This window comes from Amycolatopsis sp. NBC_00355, assembly GCF_036104975.1.
GTDB lineage: Bacteria > Actinomycetota > Actinomycetes > Mycobacteriales > Pseudonocardiaceae > Amycolatopsis.
This window is the reverse complement of the sequence record NZ_CP107982.1, coordinates 3,298,645-3,323,350: the sequence shown is the minus strand read 5'-3', so window position 1 is coordinate 3,323,350 and position 24,706 is coordinate 3,298,645. Positions and strand designations below refer to the sequence as shown.

Genomic DNA, 24,706 nt, shown 5'->3' with positions numbered 1-24,706 from the left:
AGTCGAAAGGTTCCGAAACGTGGCGATAGTCGTTGACCGGTCCCGGGTGGCGACGAACGATCGAGAGCGCTGCGCGCCCAGCCCCCGGAAAGGAATCCCGAGTGAGAAGACTCCTCACCGTCCTCCTGGCCGCCGTTCTGCCGGTGGTCGCCGCGGTCGTGCTGCTCGTCGCGCAGCCCGCGTCCGCGGCGTCGCTGACCCGCGTGACCGGTTTCGGAAACAACCCCAGCAACCTGAACATGTACACCTACGTCCCGGACCGGGTGGCGGCCAAGCCGGCGCTGCTGGTCGCGCTGCACTACTGCACCGGCTCGGCTTCGGCGGTCTTCAACGGCTACGCCCGCGACTACGTCACGGCGGCCGACCAGTACGGGTACGTCATCGTGTTCCCGGAGGCCACCCGCAGCGGGACCTGCTTCGACGTCTCCTCGCCGCAGGCGCTGACCCGCGGCGGCGGCAGCGACCCGGTCGGCATCCTGTCGATGGTCGACTACGCGAAGCAGCACTACAACGTCGATCCCGCCCGGGTCTTCGTCACCGGGTTCTCCTCGGGCGCGATGATGACGAACGTGCTCGCGGCGGAGTACCCGGACGTGTTCGCCGCCGGTTCGGCGTTCATGGGCGTGCCCGCCGGCTGCTTCGGCACCACCGACGGGTCGAGCTGGAACTCCCAGTGCGCGAACGGCCAGCTGACGAAGACCGCGCAGCAGTGGGGCGATCAGGCCCGGCAGATGAGCGGCGGGCGCAGCGGCCCGTTCCCCCGGATGCAGCTGTGGCACGGCACCGCCGACGACACCCTGCGCTACCCGAACTTCGGCGAAGAGGTCAAGCAGTGGACCAACCTCGCCGGGGTGAGCCAGACGGCGTCGACGACCGACCAGCCGCAGTCCGGCTGGACCCGCGCCCGCTACGGCGGCACCGGCGTCCAGGCGCCGGTCGAGGCGATCAGCGTCCAGGGGGCCGGGCACGTGCTGCCGCAGAGCGGCATGGTGGCCTACGCGATCGCGTTCCTCGGCCTGGACAGCGGCGGCACGACCACGCCGCCGCCGACCACGACGACCACGTCGGCCCCGCCCACCGGGACGACCTTGGGGGGCGCCGCGGCCCGGACCGGCCGGTACTTCGGCACCGCCGTCTCGGCGGGCAAGCTCTCGGACAGCGGCTACACCGGCATCCTGAGCCGTGAGTTCAGCATGATCACGCCCGAGAACGAGATGAAGATCGACGCGACCGAGCCGAACCAGGGCCAGTTCTCCTACGGCAACGCCGACCGGATCGTGGCCCAGGCTCGCAGTCAAGGCGCCCAGGTCCGCGGGCACACGCTGGCCTGGTACGGGCAGCAGCCCGGCTGGATGCAGGGCATGGAGGGCTCGTCGCTGCGCTCGGCGATGCTCAACCACGTCACGCAGGTCGCGACGCACTACCGCGGTCAGCTCTACTCGTGGGACGTGGTGAACGAGGCGTTCGCCGACGGCGGTTCCGGCGCCCGCCGCGACTCCAACCTGCAGCGCACCGGCAACGACTGGATCGAGGCGGCCTTCCGCGCCGCCCGGGCGGCCGATTCCGGCGCGAAGCTCTGCTACAACGACTACAACACCGACGACTGGAGCCAGGCGAAGACCCAGGCCGTGTACCGCATGGTGCAGGACTTCAAGAGCCGCGGCGTGCCGATCGACTGCGTCGGCTTCCAGTCGCACTTCAACAGCGCCAGCCCGGTGCCGTCGAACTACCGGACCACGCTGCAGAACTTCGCGAACCTCGGCGTGGACGTGCAGATCACCGAGCTGGACGTCGAAGGGTCGGGCACCACGCAGGCGGACAACTTCCGCACGGTCACGAACGCCTGTCTCGCCGTGGCCCGGTGCAACGGCCTGACGGTGTGGGGCATCCGGGACACCGACTCCTGGCGCGCGTCGGCCACGCCGCTGCTGTTCGACGGCAGTGGCGCCAAGAAGGCCGCCTACACCGCGGTCCTCGACGCGCTCAACGGCGGCACCACGACCACGCCGCCGCCCACCACGACGACCCCGCCGCCGACGACCACGACCCCGACGCCGTCGGGTGGGTGCACCGGGACGTACGCCAAGACCGCCGAGTGGAACGTCGGCTTCAACGGCCAGATCTCGGTGTCGGGCTCGAACACCTGGGTGCTCACGATCACCTTCCACGCACCGCAGAAGGTCATCGGCAGCTGGAACTACACCGGCACCTGGGACAGCACGGGCTACGTGCTGACCGCGAAACCCAACGGCAGCGGCAACGTCATCGGGTTCACCGTCGAGCACGGCGGGAACCTGACGGCGCCGAGCGTCACCTGCACGACGGGCTAGAACAACCGGCCGACCTCGTCCGCGGGCGGCTCCTCCAGGCTCAGGAGGAACCGCTTGCGGACGAGACCGCCGGCGTACCCGGTCAGGCTCCCGCTCGTGCCGACCACCCGGTGGCACGGCACGATGACGCTGATCGGGTTCCAGCCGTTGGCGTTGCCGACGGCCTGCGCGGCACCCGGGTCGCCCAGGGCGGCGGCCAGCTGCCCGTAGGTGCGGGTCTCGCCGAACGGGATCTTCGTCAGCAGGTCCCAGACCTGCTTTTCGAACGCGGAACCACGCGGCGCGAGCTCGAGGTCGAACTCGCGCCGCGTGCCCGCGAAGTACTCGCCCAGCTGTGCTTCCACGACCTCGAAACCGGTCTCGACGCGCGGCCCGAGGTCGGTCATCCGGGGCGTGCGCAGGTGGCCGTCGAAGTAGAGGCCCAGCAGGGCGCCGGCCGCGTCACCGACGAGGGTCAGTGGCCCGATGGGGGAGTCGATGACGGTGTGCCGGACGCTCATGGCGCCAGCCTATCGGCTCAGGAATCGCTGACCTTGACCGACAGCGAGTCGACGCTCATCTCGGCGCCCGGCGTGATGTCCGCACCCGGGGAGGTGCAGCCGCAGACCTTGTTCGGGTAGGAACCGCCGATCGCGACGTCGAAGATGACGAAGAACCCGTGGTCGACCGCGGCCTTCCAGGTCGCGTCGGACACCTGGTTCTGCTTCACCGAGTAGGTCTGGTTGCCGTCGAGGTAGAACCGGAGTTCTTCCGCGGCGGCGTCGCGGCGGTCCACCACGACCGAGTAGGAGTGGTAGCCGTCCTGGCAGCCGGGGCAGTCCTGCAGGTCGCTGGTGATGCCGTCCGGGTCGTGGCACTCACCCTGCCACTGTCCACAGTGGAAGGTGGTGGAGTGCTTGCTCAGCGCGTTGACGTCCTCCATGATGTCGAGCTCGCCGATGCTCGGCCAGTTCGTCGCGCCGACCGGCCGCGCGTCGCCGCCCATCGCCCAGAACGCCGGCCAGTAGCCGAGCCCGCCGGCCGGGGACGGCTGCTTGAGCGACGCGCTGATCTCCAGCTGCCCACCGGCCGGGGCGGCGAAGTCGGTCCGCTGCGTCTCGATCCGGCCGGAGGTCCAGTTTCCGGCGGCGTCGCGCAACGGCTTGATGGCGAGGTGGCCCGCGCCGTCGTGGTAGACGTTGTCGGTCGAGTCCGTGGCCGTCTCGAGCTCGCCGGTGCCCCAGGCGCCCGCGCCGCCCGGGTAGCCGGTCCCCTTGTCGTAGAGCCAGTCCTGGGTGTTCAGGCCGGTACCGGCCGCGCCGTCGAAGTCGTCCTGGAACACGGTGGTCCAGGTTTCCGCGGCGGACGTCGTCGCGGGGGCGAGGAAGGGCAGTGACAACGTTGCCATCACGGCGGTCAGTCGCAGGAAACGCTTGCTGGGCTGCATGGGGTCCGCTTTCTCTGTGATGAAGCCGGAAAGGGGGTGCGTCCACCTGCGAGGCCGTCCACTGTCACCGACCGTTCGCGGGGAAGTCAAGGCCCCTGCCCGGAATTACCCGCGACCCGGTACCCGGGGGCAGTGACCGGCCGGGATTGGTTGAAAATTCCGCGTGCGGGGCATCGCGCGCCGGGTGCGAACGGTGGTCTAGACCTACCTTGGAGGGGTTGTCAGGCCCGGTGGGCGGCGGTCATAGTTTGTTGGCGTCCACAACGAATCTGCGAGCGCGGCCGGTGTCTCCATTATGGAGCACGCCGCGTGTTCTGGTAATCCTCAAAGTGGAGGAATCATGATCTCGCGCCGCTCGTTCCTGAGCCTGTCGGCGGCCACGCTCGCCACCGCCACCGTGCTGCCCTTGGCAGCCCGCACCGCGTCCGCCGCGACGCCCGCGACCTTCGGTCTCAAGCTGGTGAACAACTCCGGCTCCGGCACCGTGTACGCCTACGTGACCGGCACGACCCCGGACGGCCGGCTGGTCCTGCTGCGCGCCGACGGCTCGCCGTACTACCCGGACTCGCCCGGCGCCGCGCACACGCCGCTGCCGGAGGACTGTGCCATCCCGGTCGGTTCCGGGGCCCAGGTCGCCGTGCCCAAGATGGGCGGCGCGCGTATTTACGTCGTCACGGACGCGAAGCTGGACTTCTTCCTCGACCCGGGTCCGGCGCTGGTGCACCCGAGCTTCCTCAACACCGCCGACCCCAACTTCGGGAAGAACTGGTCGTTCAGCGAGTTCACGTTCAACGACGAGCAGCTGTTCGCCAACATCAGCTACGTCGACTTCGTCGGCATCCCGATGGGGCTCTCGCTCACGACGTCCGGCTCGGGCACGAAAACCGTCAACGGCCTGCCTTCGGGGTCGCTGGACGCGATCTCGTCGGAACTGACGGCGCTGGGCGGCAACTGGCCGGCGCTGGTGCAGACCGGCGGCGGCGGTAACCTGCGCGCGCTGTCGCCGCACCACCACGCCGACCGGTTCGGCGGGTACCTCGACGGCTACATCGACCAGGTCTGGCAGAAGTACGAGGGCACGGACCTCGTGGTGGACTCGCAGAACCCGGGCCTGGGCACGTTCACCGGCCGCGTCACCGGCGGGCAGCTGGTGTTCGGGGCCGAGTCCTTCGCGAAGCCGGCCACCGCCGACGTCTGGAGCTGCGACAGCGGCCCGTTCGCCATCGCGGCCGGCGCGAGCGACGCGCGCAAGAGCATCATCCCGCGCCTGGCGGCGGCGCTGAACCGCACGACGTTGCTGGACAACGCGAACCAGCCGACGGCGGAGGACCCGGCGAAGTTCTACCAGGGCGACGTGACCAACCACTACGCCCGCATCGTCCACTCGAAACTGCCCGACAACCGGGGCTACGCGTTCCCGTACGACGACGTCAGCCCGGGCCCGGACTTCAGCGGCGCGGTGTTCGCCGGCGACCCGGACGTGCTGACGATCACGGTGGGAGCGACCCATGGTTGAGGCCGTTCAAAAACTGTCGGTGGTGGCGGTTAGCCTGATGGCATGAACACGGACGACGCGACGGTCCCGGCGGACCAGCTCACCAAGGGCCAGTGGTTCTGGCACGAGCCCGCCCCGGGGCTGCCCGCGTGGCAGCTACAGGTGACTTCGGCGGACATCCTGGAGGATTCCGTCGAGATCTTCACCACGGATGAGGAGCGCGAACTGGTTTCGTACCCGCGCAACCGCCTCGTGCGGCTGGCCAGCGCGGCCTGAGGTTCCCTGAAGCGCGGTGGGCCCGATGCGGCTCACCGCGCTTCTCGGCTTTCCGCCCCGGTCACCGCATTTAGCCGCGGTGCTTTCGGTGAGCAATGTTCGGGTGACTGACCGTATCGATTCGGTGATTGCCGCCGTTTCTTCGGCCGCGGTGTTCTCCCAGCGTGCGCATTTCCACGATTTGGCTGCTCCGTCGTCCGATCGTGACGCCGGCCGTCCGCGTCTCAGGCCGCTCCCGCGTGCCGCAAGGCTGCGGGGCGCCAGGTCATGCGCACCCGCGTGCCCTGCTCGCCGGTGTCGATCTCGGACTGGTCGGTCACCTTGTCGATCAGCACCAGGCCGCGGCCACCCGAGGTGCGCAGGCCCGCGGTGCGGGGACGGGTCGCCGCGATGCCGCAGCCGGTGTCGGTGACCGTCACGGTGATCGCGTCACCGGCCCTGGTGGCCTGCAGGCGGGCCCAGCCGCGGCCGTCCGGGTACGCGTGGGCCGCCACGTTCGCCAGCGCCTCGTAGGTCGCCAGCGTGATGTCGTGCGTGCTCTCCGCGTCCAGCGGGAGTTCGGCCAGCCAGCGGATCAGCTTGCGGCGCAGGTCGGCGACGTCGTTGGGCAACGCAGGCGCGAGTTCTTCGAAGGTCGAGCCGACCACGGTCCCGGACCCCGCGCGGAGGCGGTCGGGGGACGTGGTCCCGGGTTGGCCGTCGTCGGCGGTTTCGCCGGTATCGACGTCAGGTTCCGGGGTGTGTCGGTGCACGAGGTGCTCCCATCCGTCGGGCACGGTGCGGCGGGCTTCTCCGGAGACCTACCCACCGCCACGGGTTCTCACGCATTGTGTTTCGGGGGAACTCCGGCTAGAGTGAAGGTGCTCCTCATGGATGTCGGCCTCCAGGCCGCCCGGAGAAAGCTCCCGGATCCAGGCCGATCGGCCTCTTTCCCAGCACTCTCGGCCCCGCTTTCGCGCGCCGGCCGTTCCCTCATTCAGGAGAACACCATGCCATTTCACGGAATCCTTGACGTACAAGGAAAATCCGCCTTCGTCCGCGCCGGCTACCGGCGCGCCGACGGCGACATCACCATCCCTCTTTCGCTCGTCCGCAAGCATCAGCTGCGCACGGGCGACGAAATCACCGGCACCGCCGAGGAAATCATCGGCGTCGACGGCGTCGACCCGGCCGCGCGGCGCCCGGACTTCGACGACCTCGTCCCGGTGCACCCCGACGAGCGCCTGCTGCTCGAAACCACCCCGGCGCGGGTGCTGACCCGCGTCATCGACCTCGTCACCCCGATCGGCAAGGGCCAGCGCGCCCTGGTCGTCTCGCCGCCGAAGGCCGGGAAAACCACGGTGCTGAGCGAAATCGCGCACGGCATCGCCACCAACCACCCGGAGTGCAAACTCATGGTGCTGCTCGCCGACGAGCGTCCGGAGGAGGTCACCGAGCTGCGCCGGACCGTGCACGGGGAGGTGATCGCGTCCACTTTCGACCGTCCGCCGGCCGAACACGTCGCGATCGCGGAGCTCGCGGTCGAGCGCGCCAAGCGCCTGGTGGAGCGCGGCGAAGACGTCGTGCTGCTGCTCGATTCCCTGACCCGCCTCGGCCGCGCGTACAACCTGTCGGCCCGCCCTTCGGGCCGCACCCTGTCCGGCGGCGTCGACGCGGCCGCGCTGCAGCCGATGAAGCGCATCCTCGGCGCCGCAAGGAATGTCGAGGGTGGCGGCTCTCTCACGATCATCGCGACCGCGCTGGTGGAAACCGGTTCGCTGGCCGACACGGTCTTCTTCGAGGAGCTGAAGAGCACCGGCAACGCCGAGCTCAAGCTGGACCGCCGCACCGCGGAACGCCGCGTCTTCCCGGCGGTCGACCTGGCCGCGTCGGGCACCCGCCGCGAAGAACTGCTGGTGACACCGGAAGAACTCGCCGCGATGCGCGACGTCCGCCGCGCGCTGCAAGGACCGCACGCGGTCGAGCAGCTGCTCGACCAGCTCCGCAAGACGGGCTCGAACGCCGAGTTCCTGCTCCGGGTGACCGGCGCCGCCGCGCTGCCCCAGGCCGCCTGAGTCCCATCGGCCGCCGTGCCTGCTCGGCCGTTGTGCGCTCGGCCGATGGCCGTCCGCTCAGGCGCTACGCCCTTGAGCCGCCGTGCGCCCGATCGAGCGATGAGCATTCACTCATTCGTGGCGGTCGTTTGGCCGCCGCTCGTGCAGGCGGTCCGCCTGCTCGACCGCCCCGCTCACTTCGGCCCACCGCGACCGCTTCGCGGCCACGCCAGCTCAGCTGCTGCGTTCAGTTCGGTGCAGTGCGACCGCTTCGCGGTACGGCGGCTCGACTGCCGCGTTCAGTGCGGTGTGGTGCGATCGCTTCGCCCTCGCGTCTGCCCGGCTGTCGCGACCGCTTCGCTGCCGCGCCTGGTGGGCTGCCGTGCCTGCTCGGCTGTCGCAATCGCTTCGCGGCCGTGCCTGCTCGGCTGCCGCGTTCACTTCGGCCCACCGCGACCGCTTCGCCCTCGCGTCTGCCCGGCTGTCGCGACCGCTTCGCCGTCGCGCCTGGTGGGCTGCCGTGCCTGCTCGGCTGTCGCAATCGCTTCGCGGCCGTGCCTGCTCGGCTGCCGCGTTCACTTCGGCCCACCGCGACCGCTTCGCCCTCGCGTCTGCCCGGCTGTCGCGACCGCTTCGCCGTCGCGCCTGGTGGGCTGCCGCGCCTACTCGGCCGCCGCAATCGCCTCACTGCCACGCCTGGCGAGCTGCCACGCCTGCTCGGCTGCCGCGACGGTTCGACAACCGCGCACAGTCAGCTGCAGCGCCCCTGATCAGCCGGAGCGCCTGCCACGACCGTGCAGCTACCGCGCGGCCCGCTCAACCACGGCCCTCACATAGCCGCTACCCGCTCAGACCGTGCGCCCGCGCCTCTCCGGTCGCCACCGGCCCGTAAAGCCGCCACCGGCCAACCTCAAGCGCCGCGCCCGGTCGTCTGTTGCAGCTCGTCGATCCGCTTGGACGCCTCGGCCTTGGTCAGGTCGTCCGGCACCTCCTGCCCCGCCTCCTGGGCGAGCGTCTGCAGGTAGGACTTCTGCGGCCCGGTCATCGGCTCGTCGCCGGTGGTCCAGTCGCTCGGGTCCTTCTCCGGGTTGGGTTCCGGCTGTTCGGTCATCACCACTCCATTCGAACGTCTGTTCGCCTGAGTCCGACTGTAACCCAGAACCCCGACAATTTCCGTGCACGTCCCCGCGGAGGAGTTTCCCCGCGAACCCCGCACGGAAACGCGAAATCCGTCCACCGCGGCGTGAACACCACTGTGGACGGATTCGCGAACCGTCAGGCCGTCGGGCGGGTCGCTCCCGCGTACTCGCTCATCAGCGGCGAGATCTTGACGACGTCGCCGCTGGTCGGGGCGTGCACCATCTTGCCGTCGCCGATGTACATCCCGATGTGGGACACGGGGGAGTAGTAGGCGACCAGGTCGCCCGGCTGCAGCTGATCGCGCGACACCGACGTGCCGAAGCCCGCCTGTGCCGCGGAGTTCCGCGGCAGGGAGATGCCGGCCTGCTTGTAGGCCCACTGCATGAGTCCCGAGCAGTCGAACGTGCTCGGGCCGGTCGCGCCCCAGACGTAGGCGCTGCCGAGCTTGCTCAGCGCCGCGTTGACCGCGGTCTGGGCGGCCCCGGTCGCCGCCTTGACGGTGGGCGCCTTGCCGCCGGTGTCCTTCTGCGCGGCCTTGTCGGCGGAGCTGAGGGTCTTGCTCTGCGCCTCGATCTGGTCGATCTGGGTCTGCAGGTTCTTCTTCTTGCCCTCGATGTCCGAGGTCAGCTTGGCCGCCGCGTCGCGGGCGTCGGTCGCCTTCTTCGCGGCGTCCGTCGCCGTCTTCTCGGCGGTCTTGGCCTTCTCGGCCGCGCCGCTGAGGTTGTCCATCGCGGAGTTCTTGTCGGTCGCGATGACCTCGAGCGCCGAGGAGCGGTCCAGGAAGTCCTGCGTGGACGTGCCCGCCAGCAGCGCGGACAGCTTGTTCAGCTGGACACCGCTGGTGAACGACGCGTTGGCGAACTTGTCCACCTGGGACTGGTACTTCTGCTTCGCGTCGGCGGCCTCGACGCCGGCGGTCTTGGCCGCGTCGACGTCGTGGGTGGCCTTGTCGAGCTCACCCTGCTTGGCGGTCAGGTCGTCCTGGGCCTTGAGCAGGTCTTCGTTGAGCTTCTCGGCCTGGGCCGCGAGGTCGCGGTACTTGGCCAGGGCCTCCGACCCGGTGGGCGGAGCCTGGAGGGCGGGGATGGGGGCGGCGGTGGCCGTGGGGTCGGCCACGGTGATCACGGCGATCACCGCGGCGGCCGCGAGGGCACCTGACACCACGCGCTTGACGGGATGCGAATGCACGGTCGCGCGGGTCTCCTTTGCTGTTCGGCCGCCGGTCGGGGGACCGGGGCGGCGAGTCGGGGGCCTCGTCCGCACTGTCCCGTCACGGTGCGCGCTCTCCCGCAACAGGTGAGCCACGCGGTGTGGGGGTCCGGTACCCGGCAGGGGGGTATCGGCGGCGATCTCGCGTAGCCACCTGTCGGTGGCGCGGGGCCGCGAGATCTCGAACAGGTTACGAAAAGAACACGGGAGAGTCCATAGACATCACGTGGGAACTCTCCGTGACGCTGCCGAACACGGCTGGACCAGGGGCGGCGCGAATTTTTGTGTCGGTCCTTACAAGACGTCACGGCGTTGCTTACCCTACCCCCCTAGGGTATATCTGAGGCATGAGCGACAGCACCTACACCGTCAGCGGCATGACCTGCGGCCACTGCGCCCGGTCGGTCGAGGAGCAGATCCGCGCACTCGACGGCGTCACGGCCGTCGCCGCCGACCCGGCCACCGGCGCCGTGACCGTCAGCAGCGCCGCCGCGCTCGCCGTCGAGGACGTGCGCGGCGCCGTCGAAGAAGCCGGATACCGGTTGCCGTGAACACCGCGGCAAGGCTTTCCGCCTACGGCGCGGCCCTCGTACTGGTCGCCGGGGGCGCCTGGGCGCTCGGCGCCGCCGTCGGACCGTTCCCGGGCCAGGCCGAGGCGCACGGCGGCGAGGAGATGACGCACGGCGAAGCGGTCGCCGACCTGCCCGGCGGCTTGGCGTCGTCCCAGGACGGCTACACCCTGACGCCCGCCGATACGACGCTGACCCCAGGCGCGCCCACCCGCTTCGCGTTCCGGATCACCGGCCCCGGCGGCGCGCCCGTGACCGCGTTCGACGTCGAGCACGAGAAGCGGCTGCACTTCATCGTCGTGCGCCGGGACACCGCCGGCTATCAGCACCTGCACCCCGATCTCGGCCCCGACGGCACGTGGACCGTGCCGCTCACGGTCGCCGACGCGGGCAGCTACCGCGCCTTCGCCGATTTCACGCCTTCGGGTGCGAAGCCGCTGACGCTCGGCGTAGACCTCTTCGCGCCGGGGATGTTCCAGCCGGCCGGGCACCCGGAGTCGCGCTTCGCCGACGTCGGCGGCTACCGCGTCCGGCTCGACGGCGACCTCGTCCCCGGGCAGTCGTCCCGGCTGACGGCGACCGTGACGAAGGACGGCCGTGAGGTGACCGACCTGCAGCCCTACCTCGGCGCGACCGGCCACCTCGTCGCGCTCCGCGGCGGGGACCTGGCGTACCTGCACGTCCACCCGGCCGGGCCGGGGCTCGCGTTCGCGGCCGAGGTGCCCTCGGCCGGGACCTACCGGCTGTTCCTGGACTTCCGCCACGGCGGTGTCGTCCGCACGGCCGCGTTCACCGTCACCACCGGGAAGGAGGCGGCGCGATGACCGTCGACCTCGCGATCACCGGCATGACCTGCGCGTCCTGTGCGATGAGGATCGAACGCAAGCTCAACAAGCTGGACGGCGTCACGGCGACCGTCAACTACGCCACCGAGAAGGCGAAGGTCGCCTACACCGGTGACGTCGAGCCCTCGGACCTCGTGGCGCAGGTCGAAGCGGCGGGCTACGGCGCGACGCTGCCCGCGGAAGAGCCGCCCGTGATCGAGGAGGACGACGGCACCCGCGCACTGCGGCAACGGCTCGTCACCTCGGCCGTGCTGTCGCTGCCGGTGGTCCTGCTGGCGATGGTGCCCGCGTGGCAGTTCACCTACTGGCAGTGGATTTCGCTGACCCTCGCCGCGCCGGTGCTGGTGTGGGGCGCGTGGCCGTTCCACCGCGCCGCGTTCGTCAACCTCCGCCACGGCGCCGCCACGATGGACACGCTCATCTCGCTCGGCACCCTCGCCGCGTTCGGCTGGTCGCTGTACGCGCTGCTGTTCGGCAGCGCGGGCACCCCCGGCCTGCGCCACCCGTTCGAGCTCACCATCGAGCGGATGTCCGGTGACAGCGCCATCTACCTCGAGGTCGCCGCCGGCGTCACGACGTTCATCCTGGCCGGGCGCTACTTCGAGGCCCGCTCCAAGCGCCGCGCCGGTGCCGCCCTGCGGGCGCTGCTCGACCTCGGCGCCAAGGACGTCGCCGTCCTGCGCGACGGCCGCGAGCAGCGCATCCCGGTCGGCGAGCTGGCCGTCGGCGACCGCTTCGTGGTGCGGCCGGGGGAGAAGGTGGCCACCGACGGCGTCGTCGAGGACGGCAGTTCCGCGATCGACGCGAGCCTGCTGACCGGCGAGAGCGTGCCGGTCGAGGTCGGGCCGGGGGACGCCGTGGCCGGCGCGACGGTCAACGCGGGCGGCCGGCTCGTCGTCCGGGCCACGAGGGTCGGCGCCGACACGCAGCTGGCGCGGACCGCGCGGCTCGTCGAGGAAGCCCAGACCGGGAAGGCCCAGGTCCAGCGGCTCGCGGACCGCGTCTCGGCGGTGTTCGTCCCGAACGTCATCGCGCTGGCCGTGGCGACGCTCGCCTTCTGGCTCGGCGCGGGCGGCACGCCGTCGGCCGCGTTCACCGCCGCGGTCGCCGTGCTGATCATCGCCTGCCCGTGCGCGCTCGGCCTGGCCACGCCGACGGCGCTGCTGGTCGGCACCGGCCGCGGCGCGCAGCTCGGGATCCTGATCAAGGGGCCGGAGGTGCTGGAGTCGACCCGGCGCGTCGACACCGTCGTGCTCGACAAGACCGGCACCGTCACCACCGGCCGGATGTCCCTGGTCGAGGGGGACGGCGAGGTCCTGCGGCTCGCGGGGGCCGTCGAGGCCGCCTCCGAGCACCCCGTGGCCCGCGCGATCACGGACGCCGCTCGCGGGCGATTCGGCGAGCTGCCCGAGGTTTCGGGCTTCCGCAACACGCCGGGCCTGGGCGTCGAGGGCGTGGTCGAGGGCCACCGGGTCGCCGTCGGCCGGGCGGAGTTCGTCGGCGGCGAGCCCTCCGAGCCTTCCGAGCCCTCCGAGCCCGCCACGATCCACGTCGCCTGGGACGGCGAGGTGCGCGGCCGGCTGGTCGTCGCGGACACCGTCAAGCCGACGTCGGCCGAAGCGGTCCGGCGGCTGCGCGCCCTCGGCCTGACGCCGATCCTGCTGACCGGCGACAACGCCGCGACGGCCCGCGCGGTCGCCGCCGAGGTCGGCATCGAGCGGGTGATCGCCGAGGTGCTGCCGCAGGAGAAGGCCGACGTCGTCCGGCGCCTGCAGGCCGAGGGACACGTGGTGGCGATGGCCGGCGACGGCGTCAACGACGCGGCCGCGCTCGCCCAGGCCGACCTGGGCCTGGCCATGGGCACCGGCACCGACGTCGCGATCGAGGCGGCCGACCTGACGCTGGTGCGCGGTGACCTGCGCGCCGCCGTCGACGCGATCCGGCTGTCGCGGCGGACGCTGGCCACGATCAAGGGGAACCTGTTCTGGGCGTTCGCCTACAACGTGGCCGCGCTGCCGCTGGCCGCGGCGGGCCTGCTGAACCCGATGCTCGCCGGGGCGGCCATGGCGGTCAGCTCGGTCTTCGTGGTGACGAACAGCCTGCGCTTGCGTCGCTTTCGGAGGAGCCTTTCAGAGGAGCACAGTCGGACGAGCACGAACGGGTGATTGGAGCCCGTTTGTACGTCCCTTGTATCCGGCCGGGTGATCGTGGTGGCGTAACCGGATCCGACCGATGGAGGACAGGGATGTTCACGAAGGCCGCCGTGTTGACGGCACTCACCGCCGCGACGCTCGCTGTGGCGGCGCCGGCCCAGGCCGCGCCGGCAGCCACGACCGCACTGCCCACGGCGAACATGGAGGCCGTGCTCAAGGCGGCCCAGATCGACCCGCGCCGCGCCGACGACACCCAGACGCCGGGCGCGCACGACAGCGTCCTGCTGGTGGAGCAGGCGCTGCAGGCGAAGGGGCTGCTGGACAGCAAGTACGTCGACGGCTACTTCGGCACGACGACGATCACGGCGTACTCCCAGTACCAGAAGTCGCTGGGGTACACCGGGATCGACGCGTCGGGCCTGCCCGGCAAGACGTCGCTGGAGAAGCTGGGCACCAGCCGCTACACCGTGACGAGCGCGGTGTCCGCGGGCAGCCGGGTGGCCTACCGCGGGGTCACGATCAACACCCGCACCAAGGCGATGCTGCTGGCGGCCGAAAAGATCGCCGGCCTCACCGTGAGCCTGACCCAGGGTTCCTACAACCCGGGCGGCGTCGACGCATCGGCCGGGACGCACGACGGCGGCGGCGCGATGGACATCTCGGTGTCCGGCATGTCGGCGGCGACCCGGACGACGCTGCTGAAGGCGTTGCGCAACGTCGGGTTCGCGGCCTGGTACCGCACGCCGGACCAGGGTTTCGCCTACCACATCCACGCGATGGCGATCTCCGACCCGGACCTCTCGTCGGGTGCGCAGCACCAGACGGGCGACTACTACCTGGGCAAGAACGGCCTGGCCGGCCGCGGCGCCGACGACGGCCCCTCGGTCCCGAAGGTCACCTGGGAGGAGTACCAGCGCGGCTGAGGTCGCTCCCGAAGTCCGTGAAGGCCCCCTTGAGGGACTCAGAGTCCCTCAAGGGGGCCTTCACGGACGTTCGTGGTGGCACGACGGGGCGCGACGGTGGTTGGATCGGAAGCGGAAACAGGGGTGATTGGATGTCCGAGAAGGCGTTCCGGTTCGGTGTGGTCGCGGCGGCCCAGGAGGGCGGCGCGAAGTGGCGGGAGACCGCGCGCCGGGCCCAAGAGCTGGGTTATTCGACGCTGCTCTCGCCGGACAACCTGAACCTCCCGACCCCGACGGCGTCGCTCGCGACGGCCGCCGCGGTCACCACCACCTTGCGCGTCGGCTCGTTCGTGCTGGCCAGCCCGCTGCGCACGGCCCGCGCGGCCGCGTGGGAGGCGCACAGCCTGACGGTCATGACCGACGGCCGGTTCGAGCTGGGCCTCGGCACCGGCCTGCCGTCGATGCGGCAGCAGGCCGAGGAGCTGGGCCTGCCCTACGGCAACGGCCAGGAGCGGCTCGACTCGATCTCCGAGACGATCGACCACGTCCGCCGGCTCGACGGGGACGCGCACACGCCGGTGATGCTCGCCGCGGGCGGGCCCAAGGCACGGCGGCTCGCCGGGGCGAAGGCCGACATCGTCACCCTGGCCGGCGGCGTGCTGACCACGCGCGACGAGTTCAAGTCGCACGTCGAGGAGATCCGGACCGCCGCGGACGGCCGGGACCTCGAGCTGGCCTTGAACATCTTCGTCGTCGGCGAGGTCGTCCCGCCGTGGATCCGCGGGTTCATCGGTGTCGACGCCGAGACGCTCATCGAGCACGACTCGCTGACGATGCTGCGCGGCAGCGTCGAGGACATGGCGGGTGAGCTGGAACGCCGTCGCGACGAACTAGGCGTGTCCTACGTCAGCGTCAACAGCGCCTTCATCGAGGAGTTCGCGCCGCTGGTGGCGCGGCTGACGGGGAAGTGAGTGTCGCGGGGTCGGTGTTGGCCCCGCAGAGCAGGACGGCGACGCGCTCGCCCGGTGCGGGCGTGTAGGCGCCGCTGAGCACCGCGGCGAACGCCGTCGCCCCGCCCGGTTCGACGGCGAGGCGGTAATGGTCCCACAGCGTCGTCCGCGCTTCGGCGATCGCGGCGTCCTCGACCAGGACCGAGCCCGCGCCCGTGCGGGTGGCCACGGCGAAGGCGATGTCCCCGAGCCGGGACGCGCCGAGCGAGTCGGTGGCCAGGCCGGACACCTCGACCCGCACCGGCTCGCCCGCGTCCAGCGCCGCGTGCAGCGTCGGGATCGTGCGCGGTTCGACGCCGATCACGCGCGCCCGGCCTTCGACCGCCGCGGCGATGCCCGCCAGCAGCCCGCCGCCGCCGACCGCGACCAGGATCGTGTCGAGCGCGTCCACCTGCTCCAGCAGTTCCAGGCCGATCGTGCCCTGGCCGGCGCAGATCTCGGGCTGGTCGTAAGCGTGGCAGAACAGGGCGCCGCTGTCGGCCGCGTGCTTCACCGCGGCGTCGTAGGCGTCCTGGTACTTGTCGCCGGCGAGCTCGACGGCCGCGCCGAGCGCGTGCAGCTTCGCCACCTTGACCGCGGGCGCCGTGGCGGGGACGAAAACCCGTGCGGGCACAGTGAATTCGCGGGCGGCGTACGCCACGGCGAGGCCGGCGTTGCCGCCCGACGCGGCGACCACCCCCGCCGCCGACAACGCACCGGCGGCGATGATCCGGTTGAACGCGCCGCGGGCCTTGAACGACCCGGTGTGCTGCAGCTGTTCCAGCTTGAACCACACGCCGTCGTCCGCGAAGACCGGCGTCCGGCGGACCCGGCCGCGGATCCGGGTGGCGGCCTGTTCGACGTCCGAAGTGCTGATCATGGCCTCAGCATGCGCGCGGCCGGACGTAAGCACCAGCGACGTCTCCTATGCTGCCATCAGCAACGCTTACGGCTGGAGGCCCCCGTGCTCGACGCCCACCGCTTGGCCCTGCTCGCCGAAGTCGCGCACGCCGGGTCCATTGCCGGTGCGGCACAACGGCTTTCGTTCACGCCGTCCGCCGTCTCGCAGCAGCTGGCCAAGCTCGAACGCGACGTCGGTGCTCCGCTGGTGCACCGCAACCCGCGTGGCGTCACGCTCACCGCCGTCGGCGAAGCGCTGCTCACCCACGCCGAAACGATCGTCGGGGAGCTGCGGACCGCCGAGCGGACCGTGCGGGCCCTGCTCGGCGAGGAACCGGCGCAGCTGACCGTCGGCACATTCGCCAGCGCGGGCGCGACCCTGGTCCCGCCCGCCCTCGCCGGGTTCCGCGAGGCGCACCCGGCGGTCGCGTTGCGCCTGCTCGACCTGGAGCCGCCCGACGGGTACGGCCTGGTCAGCTCCCGCGAGCTGGACCTGCTCATCACCCACCGCTATCCCGGGGCGCTGCTGCCCGATCCGCGCGGCCTCGAGCGGACGCTGCTGCGTTCGGAGCGTTTCCGCCTGATCCTGCCCGTAGGCCACGCGAAAGCCGGCGTCCGCCGCCTCACCCTGCGCGGGCTCGCGGGGGAGGACTGGATCTCGGGCAGCCCCGGCGTCCCCAACCGGGTGTGCCTCGAGCAGCTCGCCGACGCCGCCGGGGTGCGGCTGCGCGTCGCCCACGAATCCCGCGACTACCAGGTGATCCTGGCGCTGGTCGAGGCCGGGCTGGGGATCGCGTTCGTGCCGGAGAGCGTGCTGGAGCGGGCCGGCCGCGCCCGGATCGAAGTCCGCGACGCGACCGACGCCCAGCCGGCCCGTGAGGTCTTCCTGGTGCACCACAAGCGCCCGGGCCGGCTCGTGACGGAGATGGCGGACCGGCTGCGGGCCTGAACTCAACGGGCGTGATTCATCGCCGCCGCAGCCGCGGGTTCTCGATCGCCGGCGCGGCGGCCTGGTAGTTGTCGTGGCGGTTGACCTCGGTGCCGGGCGGCACGATCGCGTCGATCCGGTCCAGCACGTCGCCGGGCAGCGGTCCGGACGCGGCCAGCAGGTCGTCGAGCTGCTCCGGGGTGCGCGGGCCGATCAGCGCCGACGTCACGGCCGGGTGACTCAGCACGAACCGCAGCGCGAGGTGGGCGAGCGGCAGGCCCGCTTCGGCGGCGACCTTCCGCAGCTGCTCGACGGCCTCGGCCCGGGCGCGGTTCTCCGGGATCGAGAGGTCGAACACCTCGGGGGACATCCCGGCGCGGTGGCCGCGCGCCGGGTCGCGGTCGGTCAGCCAGCCGCTGGACAGCGGCCCGTAGGTCAGCACGCCCATGCCGTGGCGCTGGGCCGTCGGCAGGACGTCGTTCTCGATGATCCGCGTCAGCACCGAGTACCGCGGCTGCTCGGTGCGGAACCGGTGGTGCCCGCCGCGCCGCGCGGCCCACTGCGCCTCGACCATCAGCTCGGCGGGGAACGTCGAGGACCCGATCGCGCGCACCTTGCCCGCGCGGACGAGCTCGGACAGCGCGCCCAGGGTCTCGTCGATGTCGGTCAGGTGATCGGGCCGGTGGAGCTGGTAGAGGTCGATCCGGTCGGTGCCGAGCCGATTCAGGCTGGCTTCGACGGCCAGCTTGATCCACCGCGGCGAGGCCCCCGCCTGGTTGGCGTCGGGGCCCATCGGCATGGAGAACTTCGTCGCGAGCACGACGTCGTCGCGGCGGCCGTTGAGCGCCTCGCCGACGATCACCTCCGACTCGCCGTGGGAGTAGACGTCGGCGGTGTCGACGAAGTTGATCCCGGCGTCCAGCGCCGCGTGGATCATCCGCACCGACTCGGCGCGGTCGGTGTTGCCCATGGCGCCCAGCATCATCGCGCCGAAGGCGAAGCGGCTGACGGACATGCCCGTGCCGCCCAGGATTTCGCGTTCCATCTCGTTCTTCCTTCTCGGTGACTTGCCTCCAGGTAACCCCCGCCGCCCGCCCGGGTGGGAGGACTGGCCCTACCGGGGGTCCAGCAGACCCCCGCACGCGCGCCGCGGCCGTCCTACGCTGGACGGATGAGCGAAGGCAACCCGGAACTGCGGGACTTCCTGCGGGCCCGCCGCGCCCGGGTGACGCCCGAGGACGCCGGGCTCCCGCCGGAACCCGGGGTCCGGCGCGTCCCGGGGCTGCGGCGGGAGGAGGTCGCGCGGCTGGCCGGGGTGAGCGTCGACTACTACGTCCGGCTCGAACGCGGCCGGAACCTGAACGTCTCGGAGTCGGTGCTCGACGCGATCGCGCGGGCGCTGCGGCTGGACGAAACCGAGCGGCGGCACCTGTTCGCGCTGGCCAAACCGAGCCGGCGGCGGCCGCGGACCCCGGCACCCCAGCGCGTCCGGCCCGGGCTGCTGCGGGTGCTGGAGACGCTGACCGACGTCCCGGCGATGGTCACCGGCCGGCGCCTGGACGTGCTGGCCGCCAACCGGCTGGCGAAGGCGCTCTACCGCGACTTCGACGCGCTGCCGTCGCGCGAGCGCAACATGGCCCGGTTCGTGTTCCTGGACCCGCTGGCCCGCGAGCTGTACGCGGACTGGGAGTCGTCCGCGCGCAGCGTGGTGGCGACCCTGCACCTCTACGCGGGCCGCAACCCCCACGACCCGGCCCTGGCCGAGCTGATCGGCGAGCTGTCGGTGCGCGACCACGACTTCCGCGGCTGGTGGGCCGACCACGACGTCTACCAGCGCACGCACGGCACGAAGCACTACCGCCACCCGGTGGTCGGCGACCTGGTCCTGGGCTACGAGGCGATGGCCCCGACGGGCGACCAAGACCAGGTGCTCGGGGTGCACACGGTGGAGCCGGGCTCCCCTTCGGCGGAGGCGCTGCGGCTGCTGGCGAGCTGGGCGGCGGAACCGGCGACGTCCTGACTCGGCCGGCCGGCCCGGTGACGCGTGTGGCCGACCGCCGGCGCGCTTGGGCAGCAGTGCCGGATCTCTGTCGTCGGACGCGTGGCACCGGGTGCCCTCGTGGTGTCCTTCCGCGGCTGCCGGCAGCGGGCGGCTCAGGCGACCGGGCGCATCGCGCTTTCGAAGCGCGCCGAGGCCTCGCGCAGTGCGTCCAGGCACGCCCGGACCGCGCCGCGGTCCTCTTCGCCCGCTCGGCAGATCGCGTGGATCGTGCGGGTCAGCGCCGGCCTGGTCGTGAGGATGCGGACGCCGTCCGGGACGCGCTCGCGGGCCAGGCGGGGGACCAGCGCCGCGCCGACGTTGCCCGCCACCAGGGCCAGCTGGGTCGGGTAGCCGCCCACCGTGCAGCTGATCCGGGGGTCCAGCCGCTGCTTGCGCAGCACCTGGACCAGCCACTCGTGACACCCGGAGCCGGCGCTCCAGCCGATCCACGGCAGATCGTCCACTTCGGACAGATCGACCGCCTTGCGGTGCGCGAGGCGGTGGCCGGCCGGCAGGGCGAGGTCCGCGACGTCGGCGAACAACGTGATCCGGGTCGTCTCCGGGGGCAGGACCGTCGGGCGGTCCGCCCAGCTCTCCAGGACCGCGACGTCGAGGTCGCCGGCCAGGACCCGGGGCATCGTCTGCTCGGCCTCGCCCTCGTGCAGCGTCACCTCCAGCCGCGGGTGCTGGGCGGCCAGCGTCGCCAGCGCCGGGGGCAGCAGCGCGTGCACGGTCGTCGGGATCGCGCCGATCCGCAGCGGGCCGATGACGTCCTCGCGCAACAGCTCCAGGTCCGTCTTCGCCGCGGCGACCTGCGCGAGGATGCGTTCGGCGTGCCCGGCCAGGACCTGGCCCGCCTTCGTCAGCCGGACGCCGCGGCCGCGGGGCTCCAGCAGCGGCTGGCCGGCCTCCCGTTCCAGCTTCGCCAGCTGCTGCGAGACGCCCGACGGCGTGACGTGCAGGGACGCGGCCGCCGCGGCGACCGAGCCCTGGGTGGCGACCGCGTGCAGCGCCCGCATCCGCTCGAGTCCGAACACGGTAGTGATGCTACCGAAATCCCCGCAGAAACATTCGCTTGTCCTTGACAGTCGACGCGCTCACGCTGGAGGCGTGACCACGACCGCGCCTCGCCCCGCCACCAAGACCCCCTTCACCCAGCGGGTGGACCCGCGCCTGCTCGCCGCGCTCGGTAGCTTCTGCATCTCGCTGTCGTCGGTCTTCATCAAGGTCTCGCACACCAGCGGCGCCACCAGCGCGTTCTGGCGGTGCCTGCTCTCGCTGCCGGTCCTGCTCGCGCTGGCCTGGTGGGAGCGGCGCAAGGCCGGCCCGGAAACCCGGCGCCGCGTGCTCTTCCCGCTGCTGGCCGGCGCCGGGCTCGGCCTGGACTTCGTGCTCTGGGGCGAGGCGATCCCGCGCGTCGGCGCCGGCATCGCGACCGTGCTGCTCGCCGTGCAGGTCGTGATCGTGCCCGTGCTGGCGTTCGCGTTCCTCGCGGAACGGCCGTCCCGGCGGTTCCTCGTGGCCGCGCCGGTCCTGCTCGGCGGGGTCGTGCTGGCCGGCGGCTTCGCCGGGACCGGCGCGTTCGGTCCCGACCCGGTCACCGGCGCCGTCGCCGCGCTGATCGCCGGCGCCGGGTACGCCGGCTACCTGTTCCTGATCCGGCTCAGCGGCGGCGCCGGGACGCAGTCGCACTCGCTGCTGCTGGCGACGATCTCCGCCGGCGCGGTCGCGCTGGTGCTCGGCGTCGGGTCCGGCACGCTCGACCTGGCGCCCGGCGGGCCCACGTTCGGGTGGCTGATCGCGCTCGCGCTCGTCGGCCAGCTGACCGGCTGGCTGCTCATCTCCGCCGCGCTGCCCCGGATGTCCGCCACCTCGGGCGCGACGCTCATGCTGCTCCAGCCGGTCGGCGCGGTGCTGCTGGGCGTCGGCCTGCTCGGCGAGTCGCCCGGCGTGCTCCAGCTGGTGGGCTGCGCGGGCGTGCTCGCCGCCGTGTGCTTCGCCGGGACCGCGCGACCTGCGGGACGGCGCCGTCGCGGCTAGCGTCAGCGGCATGCGAGTGCTGGTAGCGGGAGCGTCGGGGTTCGTCGGCAGCAAGTTGTGCCCGGCGCTGGAAGAAGCGGGGCACGACGTGCTCGCGATGACCCGCCGTCCCGACAGCTACGAGGGGGCCGGGGAACCCGTCCGCGGCGACGTGGCCGACGTCGGCTCCCTGCGGGACGCGCTGAAGGGCGCCGACGCCGCGTACTACCTGGTCCACTCGCTGGACAGCTCGGACTTCAAGCGCCGGGACGCCGAAGCGGCGCGCGCCTTCGCCCGGGCCGCGTCGGACGCCGGGGTCGGCCGGATCGTCTACCTCGGCGGTCTCGGCGACGACGGCGACACGCTGTCGGAGCACCTCGCCAGCCGCCGCGAGGTCGAAGAGCTGCTCGGCGAGACCGGGGTGCCGGTCACCGTGCTGCGCGCCGGGATCGTGATCGGGCACGGCGGCACGTCGTGGGAGCTGACCCGCCAGCTCGTCGAGCACCTGCCGGCGATGATCACCCCGCGCTGGGTCGGCACCCGCACCCAGCCGATCGCGATCGCCGACGTCATCCGCTACCTGGTCGGCGTGCTCGACCACGCCGATGCCGCGGGGCGGGCGTTCGACATCGGCGGCCCGGAAGTCCTGGCCTACCGGGACATGCTGCAGCGCGTCGCGGAGATCGAAGGCCGGCCGTTGATGATCGTGCCCGTGCCGCTGCTCTCGCCGCGGCTGTCGTCGTACTGGCTGTCCCTGGTCACCGACATCGACGTGCAGACCGGGCGCTCGCTGATCGACTCGATGACCAACGAGGTCGTCGTCCGCGACGACAGCATCCGCCGGATCGTCGAGTTCGAGCCGATGGGCTACGACGAGGCCGTGCTCCAGGCCCTCGGCGAGCGCGCGAAGAGCCGGCGGGCCGGATGAGGCGGCGGTTCCTGACCGCCGTGACCGCCGCCGGGACGGGGCTGCTCGGCGCGTCCCTGTCCAGCCCACCCGGCTCGGCCCGGTTCTACGGCCTCACCGCGGGAGTCGCCGCGACCTGGCTGGCCGGCGCCCGCGCGGCCGGGCCGGTGCACCGGGGCCGGCGCGACGTCGTGCAGCCGGTGCTGGCCGGCGCGGGCGCGTTCGGCGTGTTCTACGCCGGCGCCCTGGTTTCGCGGCACATCCCGCCGTTGCGCCGCGCGATCGCCGGCGTGCTCGACTACGCCCATCGCGGTTCGACGGCGTCGGTGGTCGTGACGACGCTCGCCACCGGCGCGGCGGAGGAGGTCTTCTTCCGCGGCGCCCTCTACGACGCCGCGGGCGCGCGCCGCTCGACCGCCGTGTACGTGCTTTCCACCTTCGCGACCCGCAACCCCGCTCTGGTGCTGGCCTCCGCGGTGATGGGGTCGCTGTTCGCGTGGCAGCGCCGCCGCTCCGGCGGCGTCCAGGCGCCGGTGCTGACGCACGTGGTCTGGTCCGCGCTGATGCTGGCGGTCATGCCCCGCCTGTTCGCGTCGCCGTCGGCCGATGTCCGGAACGAGCCAGAACCGCGCTGAGTCCTTTTCTCCCGGCACCGGATTTCCTATCCTGAAAAGAAAAACCCGGTGCGTGGAGAGGGATGTCGATGCGGACATTGCTCGTGCTCCTGCTCGTCCTCGGTTCCCTGTCACCCCTCTCGCCCCGGCCCGCCGCGGCGGCCACCGCGGTGTGCGTGACGTCCTGCGACACGCTGGATCCCTCGCGAGCCGCGCGAGAGAGCTTTCCCTTGCCCGACAAGGTGATCAACGGCCGGGTCGTGCGGCTGCACGTCTCCGACCCCGACGGCATGGCCTGGGCGAGCATCGACAACGGCGTGGCCAACGACGCCGTCTGGCTCGACCGGTCCTGGGACGGTGGCGCGAGCTGGGAAGGCCTGCTGGGCAAGGCGACCGTCCCGGGTTCGTGGACCGGCACCCGCACGCTGATGTACAACCTCACCGATCCGGCGCACCACCGCCGGGGTCTGGTCCGGGCCTGCGGGGACGCGCAGGGGGTCGCCTGCACCGCGTGGATCTACCCGGACGTCTGCGACGCCGCGTGCGACCGGAGCGCTCCGGGCACCGGGGACGCCCAGCCGGTCGCGCCGACGACCCTGTTCGGCCGCACCATCCGGCTCCACTTCGACGGCCGGGGCATGGCGTGGGCCGGGATCGAAGCGGGCGGCGCCGGCGACGAGATCTGGCTCGACCGCTCCTGGGACGCCGGGGCGAGCTGGCCGGACGGTTCGTCGCTGGGCCGCACGAGCGTCGCTTCGGGCGCGACCGGCACCCGCACCACGGCGTTCGCCACGCGGGACCCGCGCGGCCGGCTGTACGGCGGCGCCGTGCGCGCGTGCGGCCGGGAAGCCACACACGCCTCGGGCAGCTGCACGGCCTGGGCGCGTCCGGCGACGACCCGCGCCGCCGGCGCGGTGGACGCGCTGATGTGGTCCTACGACCCCTACACCGCGTGGTGGCCGTCGAGCTGGTGGAACTCGGCCGTCGCGGTGACGGCCGTCGCGGACGCGGGCGGGTTCGACGCGGCCATGGCGCGCACCTTCGACGTCAACAAGGCCGCTTTCCCCGCCGGGGGACGCAGTTCCGACCCGATCGAAGGCGACTTCGTCAGCCGCGCCATCGACGACAGCGGGTGGTGGGGCCTGGCCTGGATCGCCGTCTACGACCGCACCCACGACGCGCGTTACCTCACCGAAGCGGTGACGATCGCCAACTACGTCAACGGTTTCTGGGACACCGGGAGCTGTGGCGGCGGGGTGTGGTGGAACCGCGAGCGCACGTACAAGAACGCCGTCACGAGCGGGTTGTACCTGCGGCTGACCGCGTCGCTGCACACGCGGATCGCCGGCGACACGGTGTGGGGCCGGCGCGCCCGGACCGCGGGCGACTGGTTCCTGAACAGCGGCCTGATCAACGCGAACGGCCTGGTGAACGACGGCCTGACGTCGTCGTGCGCGAACAACGGCCAGACGGTCTGGACCTACAACCAGGGTCTCGGCATCGGCGGGCTCGTGGAACTGTGGCGCGCCACCGGCGTCACGTCCTATCTGGACGCCGCGAAGAGACTGGCCGACGCGGCGATGTCCCGGCTCACCTCGAACGGCGTGCTCGTCGAGTCCTGCGACGCCGCGAACTCCTGTGACGACAACCAGAAACAGTTCAAGGGCATCTTCATGCGCTACTTCGGCGACCTGGCGAACGCGACGGGCTCGGCGGCTTACCGCGCCTTCGCGCAGAAGCAGGCCGACACGCTGTGGGCGGGCGATCGCGACTCGCTCAACCGGATCGGCCAGCGCTGGGCCGGCGGCACGCCGAACACGACCGACTGGCGGACCCAGGCGTCCGGGCTGGAAGCCGTGCTCGCCGCGGGATGACCGGAATGGCCGAGGCGGCACTTTCACGTGAAAGTGCCGCCTCGGGGTCTCGGCCC

Annotated in this window: 23 protein-coding genes; 15 read left to right on the top strand and 8 right to left on the bottom strand. The window is 72.0% G+C overall.

What is annotated here, in order from left to right; translation table 11 throughout:
* Window positions 1–101 precede the first annotated feature (101 nt).
* Window positions 102–2,330, top strand: coding sequence for an extracellular catalytic domain type 1 short-chain-length polyhydroxyalkanoate depolymerase (locus OHS18_RS14135; RefSeq protein WP_328617353.1), 2,229 nt, complete (start codon window positions 102–104; stop codon window positions 2,328–2,330).
* Here the strand turns inward: OHS18_RS14135 and OHS18_RS14130 are convergent.
* Together OHS18_RS14130 and OHS18_RS14125 are read right to left on the bottom strand one after the other, a co-directional pair.
* Window positions 2,327–2,830: a methylated-DNA--[protein]-cysteine S-methyltransferase gene (locus OHS18_RS14130; RefSeq protein ID WP_328617352.1), complete on the bottom strand. Its 504-nt coding sequence runs from the start codon at window positions 2,828–2,830 to the stop codon at window positions 2,327–2,329. The genes OHS18_RS14135 and OHS18_RS14130 overlap by 4 nt on opposite strands.
* A gap of 17 nt (window positions 2,831–2,847) precedes the next feature.
* A complete protein-coding gene (locus OHS18_RS14125) occupies window positions 2,848–3,756 on the bottom strand; it encodes a glycoside hydrolase family 16 protein (RefSeq protein ID WP_328617351.1) in 909 nt (302 codons plus the stop codon).
* Between the two features lie 340 nt (window positions 3,757–4,096).
* On the opposite strand from OHS18_RS14125, the gene OHS18_RS14120 reads away from it, so the two are divergent.
* Together OHS18_RS14120 and OHS18_RS14115 are read left to right on the top strand one after the other, a co-directional pair.
* Complete coding sequence (locus OHS18_RS14120; protein WP_328617350.1) at window positions 4,097–5,272, top strand: glycoside hydrolase family 64 protein; 1,176 nt, start codon at window positions 4,097–4,099, stop codon at window positions 5,270–5,272.
* Window positions 5,273–5,314: 42 nt separating this feature from the next.
* A complete protein-coding gene (locus OHS18_RS14115; protein WP_247053679.1) occupies window positions 5,315–5,527 on the top strand; it encodes a hypothetical protein in 213 nt (70 codons plus the stop codon).
* A 224-nt stretch (window positions 5,528–5,751) separates the two neighbouring features.
* Here OHS18_RS14115 and OHS18_RS14110 read toward each other — a convergent pair whose 3' ends face one another.
* A complete protein-coding gene (locus OHS18_RS14110) occupies window positions 5,752–6,279 on the bottom strand; it encodes an ATP-binding protein (RefSeq protein ID WP_328452628.1) in 528 nt (175 codons plus the stop codon).
* Window positions 6,280–6,516: 237 nt separating this feature from the next.
* Between OHS18_RS14110 and rho the strand changes: the two genes are divergently transcribed.
* Window positions 6,517–7,581 (top strand): transcription termination factor Rho, encoded by a 1,065-nt coding sequence (rho, locus tag OHS18_RS14105; protein ID WP_328617349.1) that lies wholly within the window; start codon window positions 6,517–6,519, stop codon window positions 7,579–7,581.
* An 889-nt stretch (window positions 7,582–8,470) separates the two neighbouring features.
* Here rho and OHS18_RS14100 read toward each other — a convergent pair.
* Window positions 8,471–8,671 (bottom strand): DUF3072 domain-containing protein, encoded by a 201-nt coding sequence (locus OHS18_RS14100; protein WP_328452632.1) that lies wholly within the window; start codon window positions 8,669–8,671, stop codon window positions 8,471–8,473.
* 164 nt (window positions 8,672–8,835) lie between these two features.
* Window positions 8,836–9,888 carry a C40 family peptidase gene (locus tag OHS18_RS14095; RefSeq protein ID WP_328617348.1) on the bottom strand — a complete coding sequence of 351 codons (1,053 nt, stop codon included), beginning with the start codon at window positions 9,886–9,888 and terminating at the stop codon, window positions 8,836–8,838.
* 368 nt (window positions 9,889–10,256) lie between these two features.
* Here OHS18_RS14095 and OHS18_RS14090 point away from each other — a divergent pair, with 368 nt between their 5' ends.
* From OHS18_RS14090 to OHS18_RS14070, 5 genes are all read left to right on the top strand, one after another.
* Window positions 10,257–10,460, top strand: coding sequence for a heavy-metal-associated domain-containing protein (locus tag OHS18_RS14090; RefSeq protein ID WP_328617347.1), 204 nt, complete (start codon window positions 10,257–10,259; stop codon window positions 10,458–10,460).
* Window positions 10,457–11,302 (top strand): hypothetical protein, encoded by an 846-nt coding sequence (locus OHS18_RS14085; protein WP_328617346.1) that lies wholly within the window; start codon window positions 10,457–10,459, stop codon window positions 11,300–11,302. The genes OHS18_RS14090 and OHS18_RS14085 overlap by 4 nt, the downstream gene beginning before the upstream one ends.
* Window positions 11,299–13,488, top strand: a complete 2,190-nt coding sequence (locus OHS18_RS14080; RefSeq protein ID WP_328617345.1) for a heavy metal translocating P-type ATPase — start codon at window positions 11,299–11,301, stop codon at window positions 13,486–13,488. The genes OHS18_RS14085 and OHS18_RS14080 overlap by 4 nt, the downstream gene beginning before the upstream one ends.
* Before the next feature lie 80 nt (window positions 13,489–13,568).
* Complete coding sequence (locus OHS18_RS14075; protein WP_328452640.1) at window positions 13,569–14,399, top strand: peptidoglycan-binding domain-containing protein; 831 nt, start codon at window positions 13,569–13,571, stop codon at window positions 14,397–14,399.
* A gap of 131 nt (window positions 14,400–14,530) precedes the next feature.
* The gene (locus tag OHS18_RS14070; protein ID WP_328617344.1) at window positions 14,531–15,349 is read left to right on the top strand and encodes an LLM class flavin-dependent oxidoreductase; all 819 of its coding nucleotides are present in this window, start codon (window positions 14,531–14,533) and stop codon (window positions 15,347–15,349) included.
* Here OHS18_RS14070 and OHS18_RS14065 read toward each other — a convergent pair.
* Complete coding sequence (locus OHS18_RS14065; protein WP_328617343.1) at window positions 15,303–16,247, bottom strand: threonine/serine dehydratase; 945 nt, start codon at window positions 16,245–16,247, stop codon at window positions 15,303–15,305. The two genes, OHS18_RS14070 and OHS18_RS14065, sit on opposite strands and share 47 nt — an antisense overlap.
* An 84-nt stretch (window positions 16,248–16,331) precedes the next feature.
* Between OHS18_RS14065 and OHS18_RS14060 the strand changes: the two genes are divergently transcribed.
* Window positions 16,332–17,216, top strand: coding sequence for a LysR family transcriptional regulator (locus tag OHS18_RS14060; protein ID WP_328617342.1), 885 nt, complete (start codon window positions 16,332–16,334; stop codon window positions 17,214–17,216).
* 16 nt (window positions 17,217–17,232) lie between these two features.
* Here the strand turns inward: OHS18_RS14060 and OHS18_RS14055 are convergent, their stop codons facing one another.
* The gene (locus OHS18_RS14055; protein ID WP_328617341.1) at window positions 17,233–18,240 is read right to left on the bottom strand and encodes an aldo/keto reductase; all 1,008 of its coding nucleotides are present in this window, start codon (window positions 18,238–18,240) and stop codon (window positions 17,233–17,235) included.
* Window positions 18,241–18,366: 126 nt separating this feature from the next.
* On the opposite strand from OHS18_RS14055, the gene OHS18_RS14050 reads away from it, so the two are divergent.
* Window positions 18,367–19,215: a helix-turn-helix transcriptional regulator gene (locus OHS18_RS14050; RefSeq protein ID WP_328617340.1), complete on the top strand. Its 849-nt coding sequence runs from the start codon at window positions 18,367–18,369 to the stop codon at window positions 19,213–19,215.
* A 134-nt stretch (window positions 19,216–19,349) separates the two neighbouring features.
* Here OHS18_RS14050 and OHS18_RS14045 read toward each other — a convergent pair whose 3' ends face one another.
* The gene (locus OHS18_RS14045; RefSeq protein WP_328452652.1) at window positions 19,350–20,273 is read right to left on the bottom strand and encodes a LysR family transcriptional regulator; all 924 of its coding nucleotides are present in this window, start codon (window positions 20,271–20,273) and stop codon (window positions 19,350–19,352) included.
* A 73-nt stretch (window positions 20,274–20,346) separates the two neighbouring features.
* On the opposite strand from OHS18_RS14045, the gene OHS18_RS14040 reads away from it, so the two are divergent.
* The 4 genes from OHS18_RS14040 (at window position 20,347) to OHS18_RS14025 (ending at window position 24,650) form a co-directional block, all read left to right on the top strand.
* Complete coding sequence (locus tag OHS18_RS14040; protein WP_328452655.1) at window positions 20,347–21,276, top strand: DMT family transporter; 930 nt, start codon at window positions 20,347–20,349, stop codon at window positions 21,274–21,276.
* 10 nt (window positions 21,277–21,286) lie between these two features.
* Window positions 21,287–22,183 (top strand): NAD(P)H-binding protein, encoded by an 897-nt coding sequence (locus tag OHS18_RS14035; protein WP_328617339.1) that lies wholly within the window; start codon window positions 21,287–21,289, stop codon window positions 22,181–22,183.
* Window positions 22,180–22,797 (top strand): CPBP family intramembrane glutamic endopeptidase, encoded by a 618-nt coding sequence (locus OHS18_RS14030; RefSeq protein ID WP_328452659.1) that lies wholly within the window; start codon window positions 22,180–22,182, stop codon window positions 22,795–22,797. Before OHS18_RS14035 ends, OHS18_RS14030 begins: the two co-directional genes overlap by 4 nt.
* 68 nt (window positions 22,798–22,865) lie before the next feature.
* On the top strand, window positions 22,866–24,650 hold the full coding sequence (locus tag OHS18_RS14025; RefSeq protein WP_328617338.1) for a glycoside hydrolase family 76 protein: 1,785 nt from the start codon (window positions 22,866–22,868) through the stop codon (window positions 24,648–24,650).
* The last annotated feature ends 56 nt before the right edge of the window (window positions 24,651–24,706 follow it).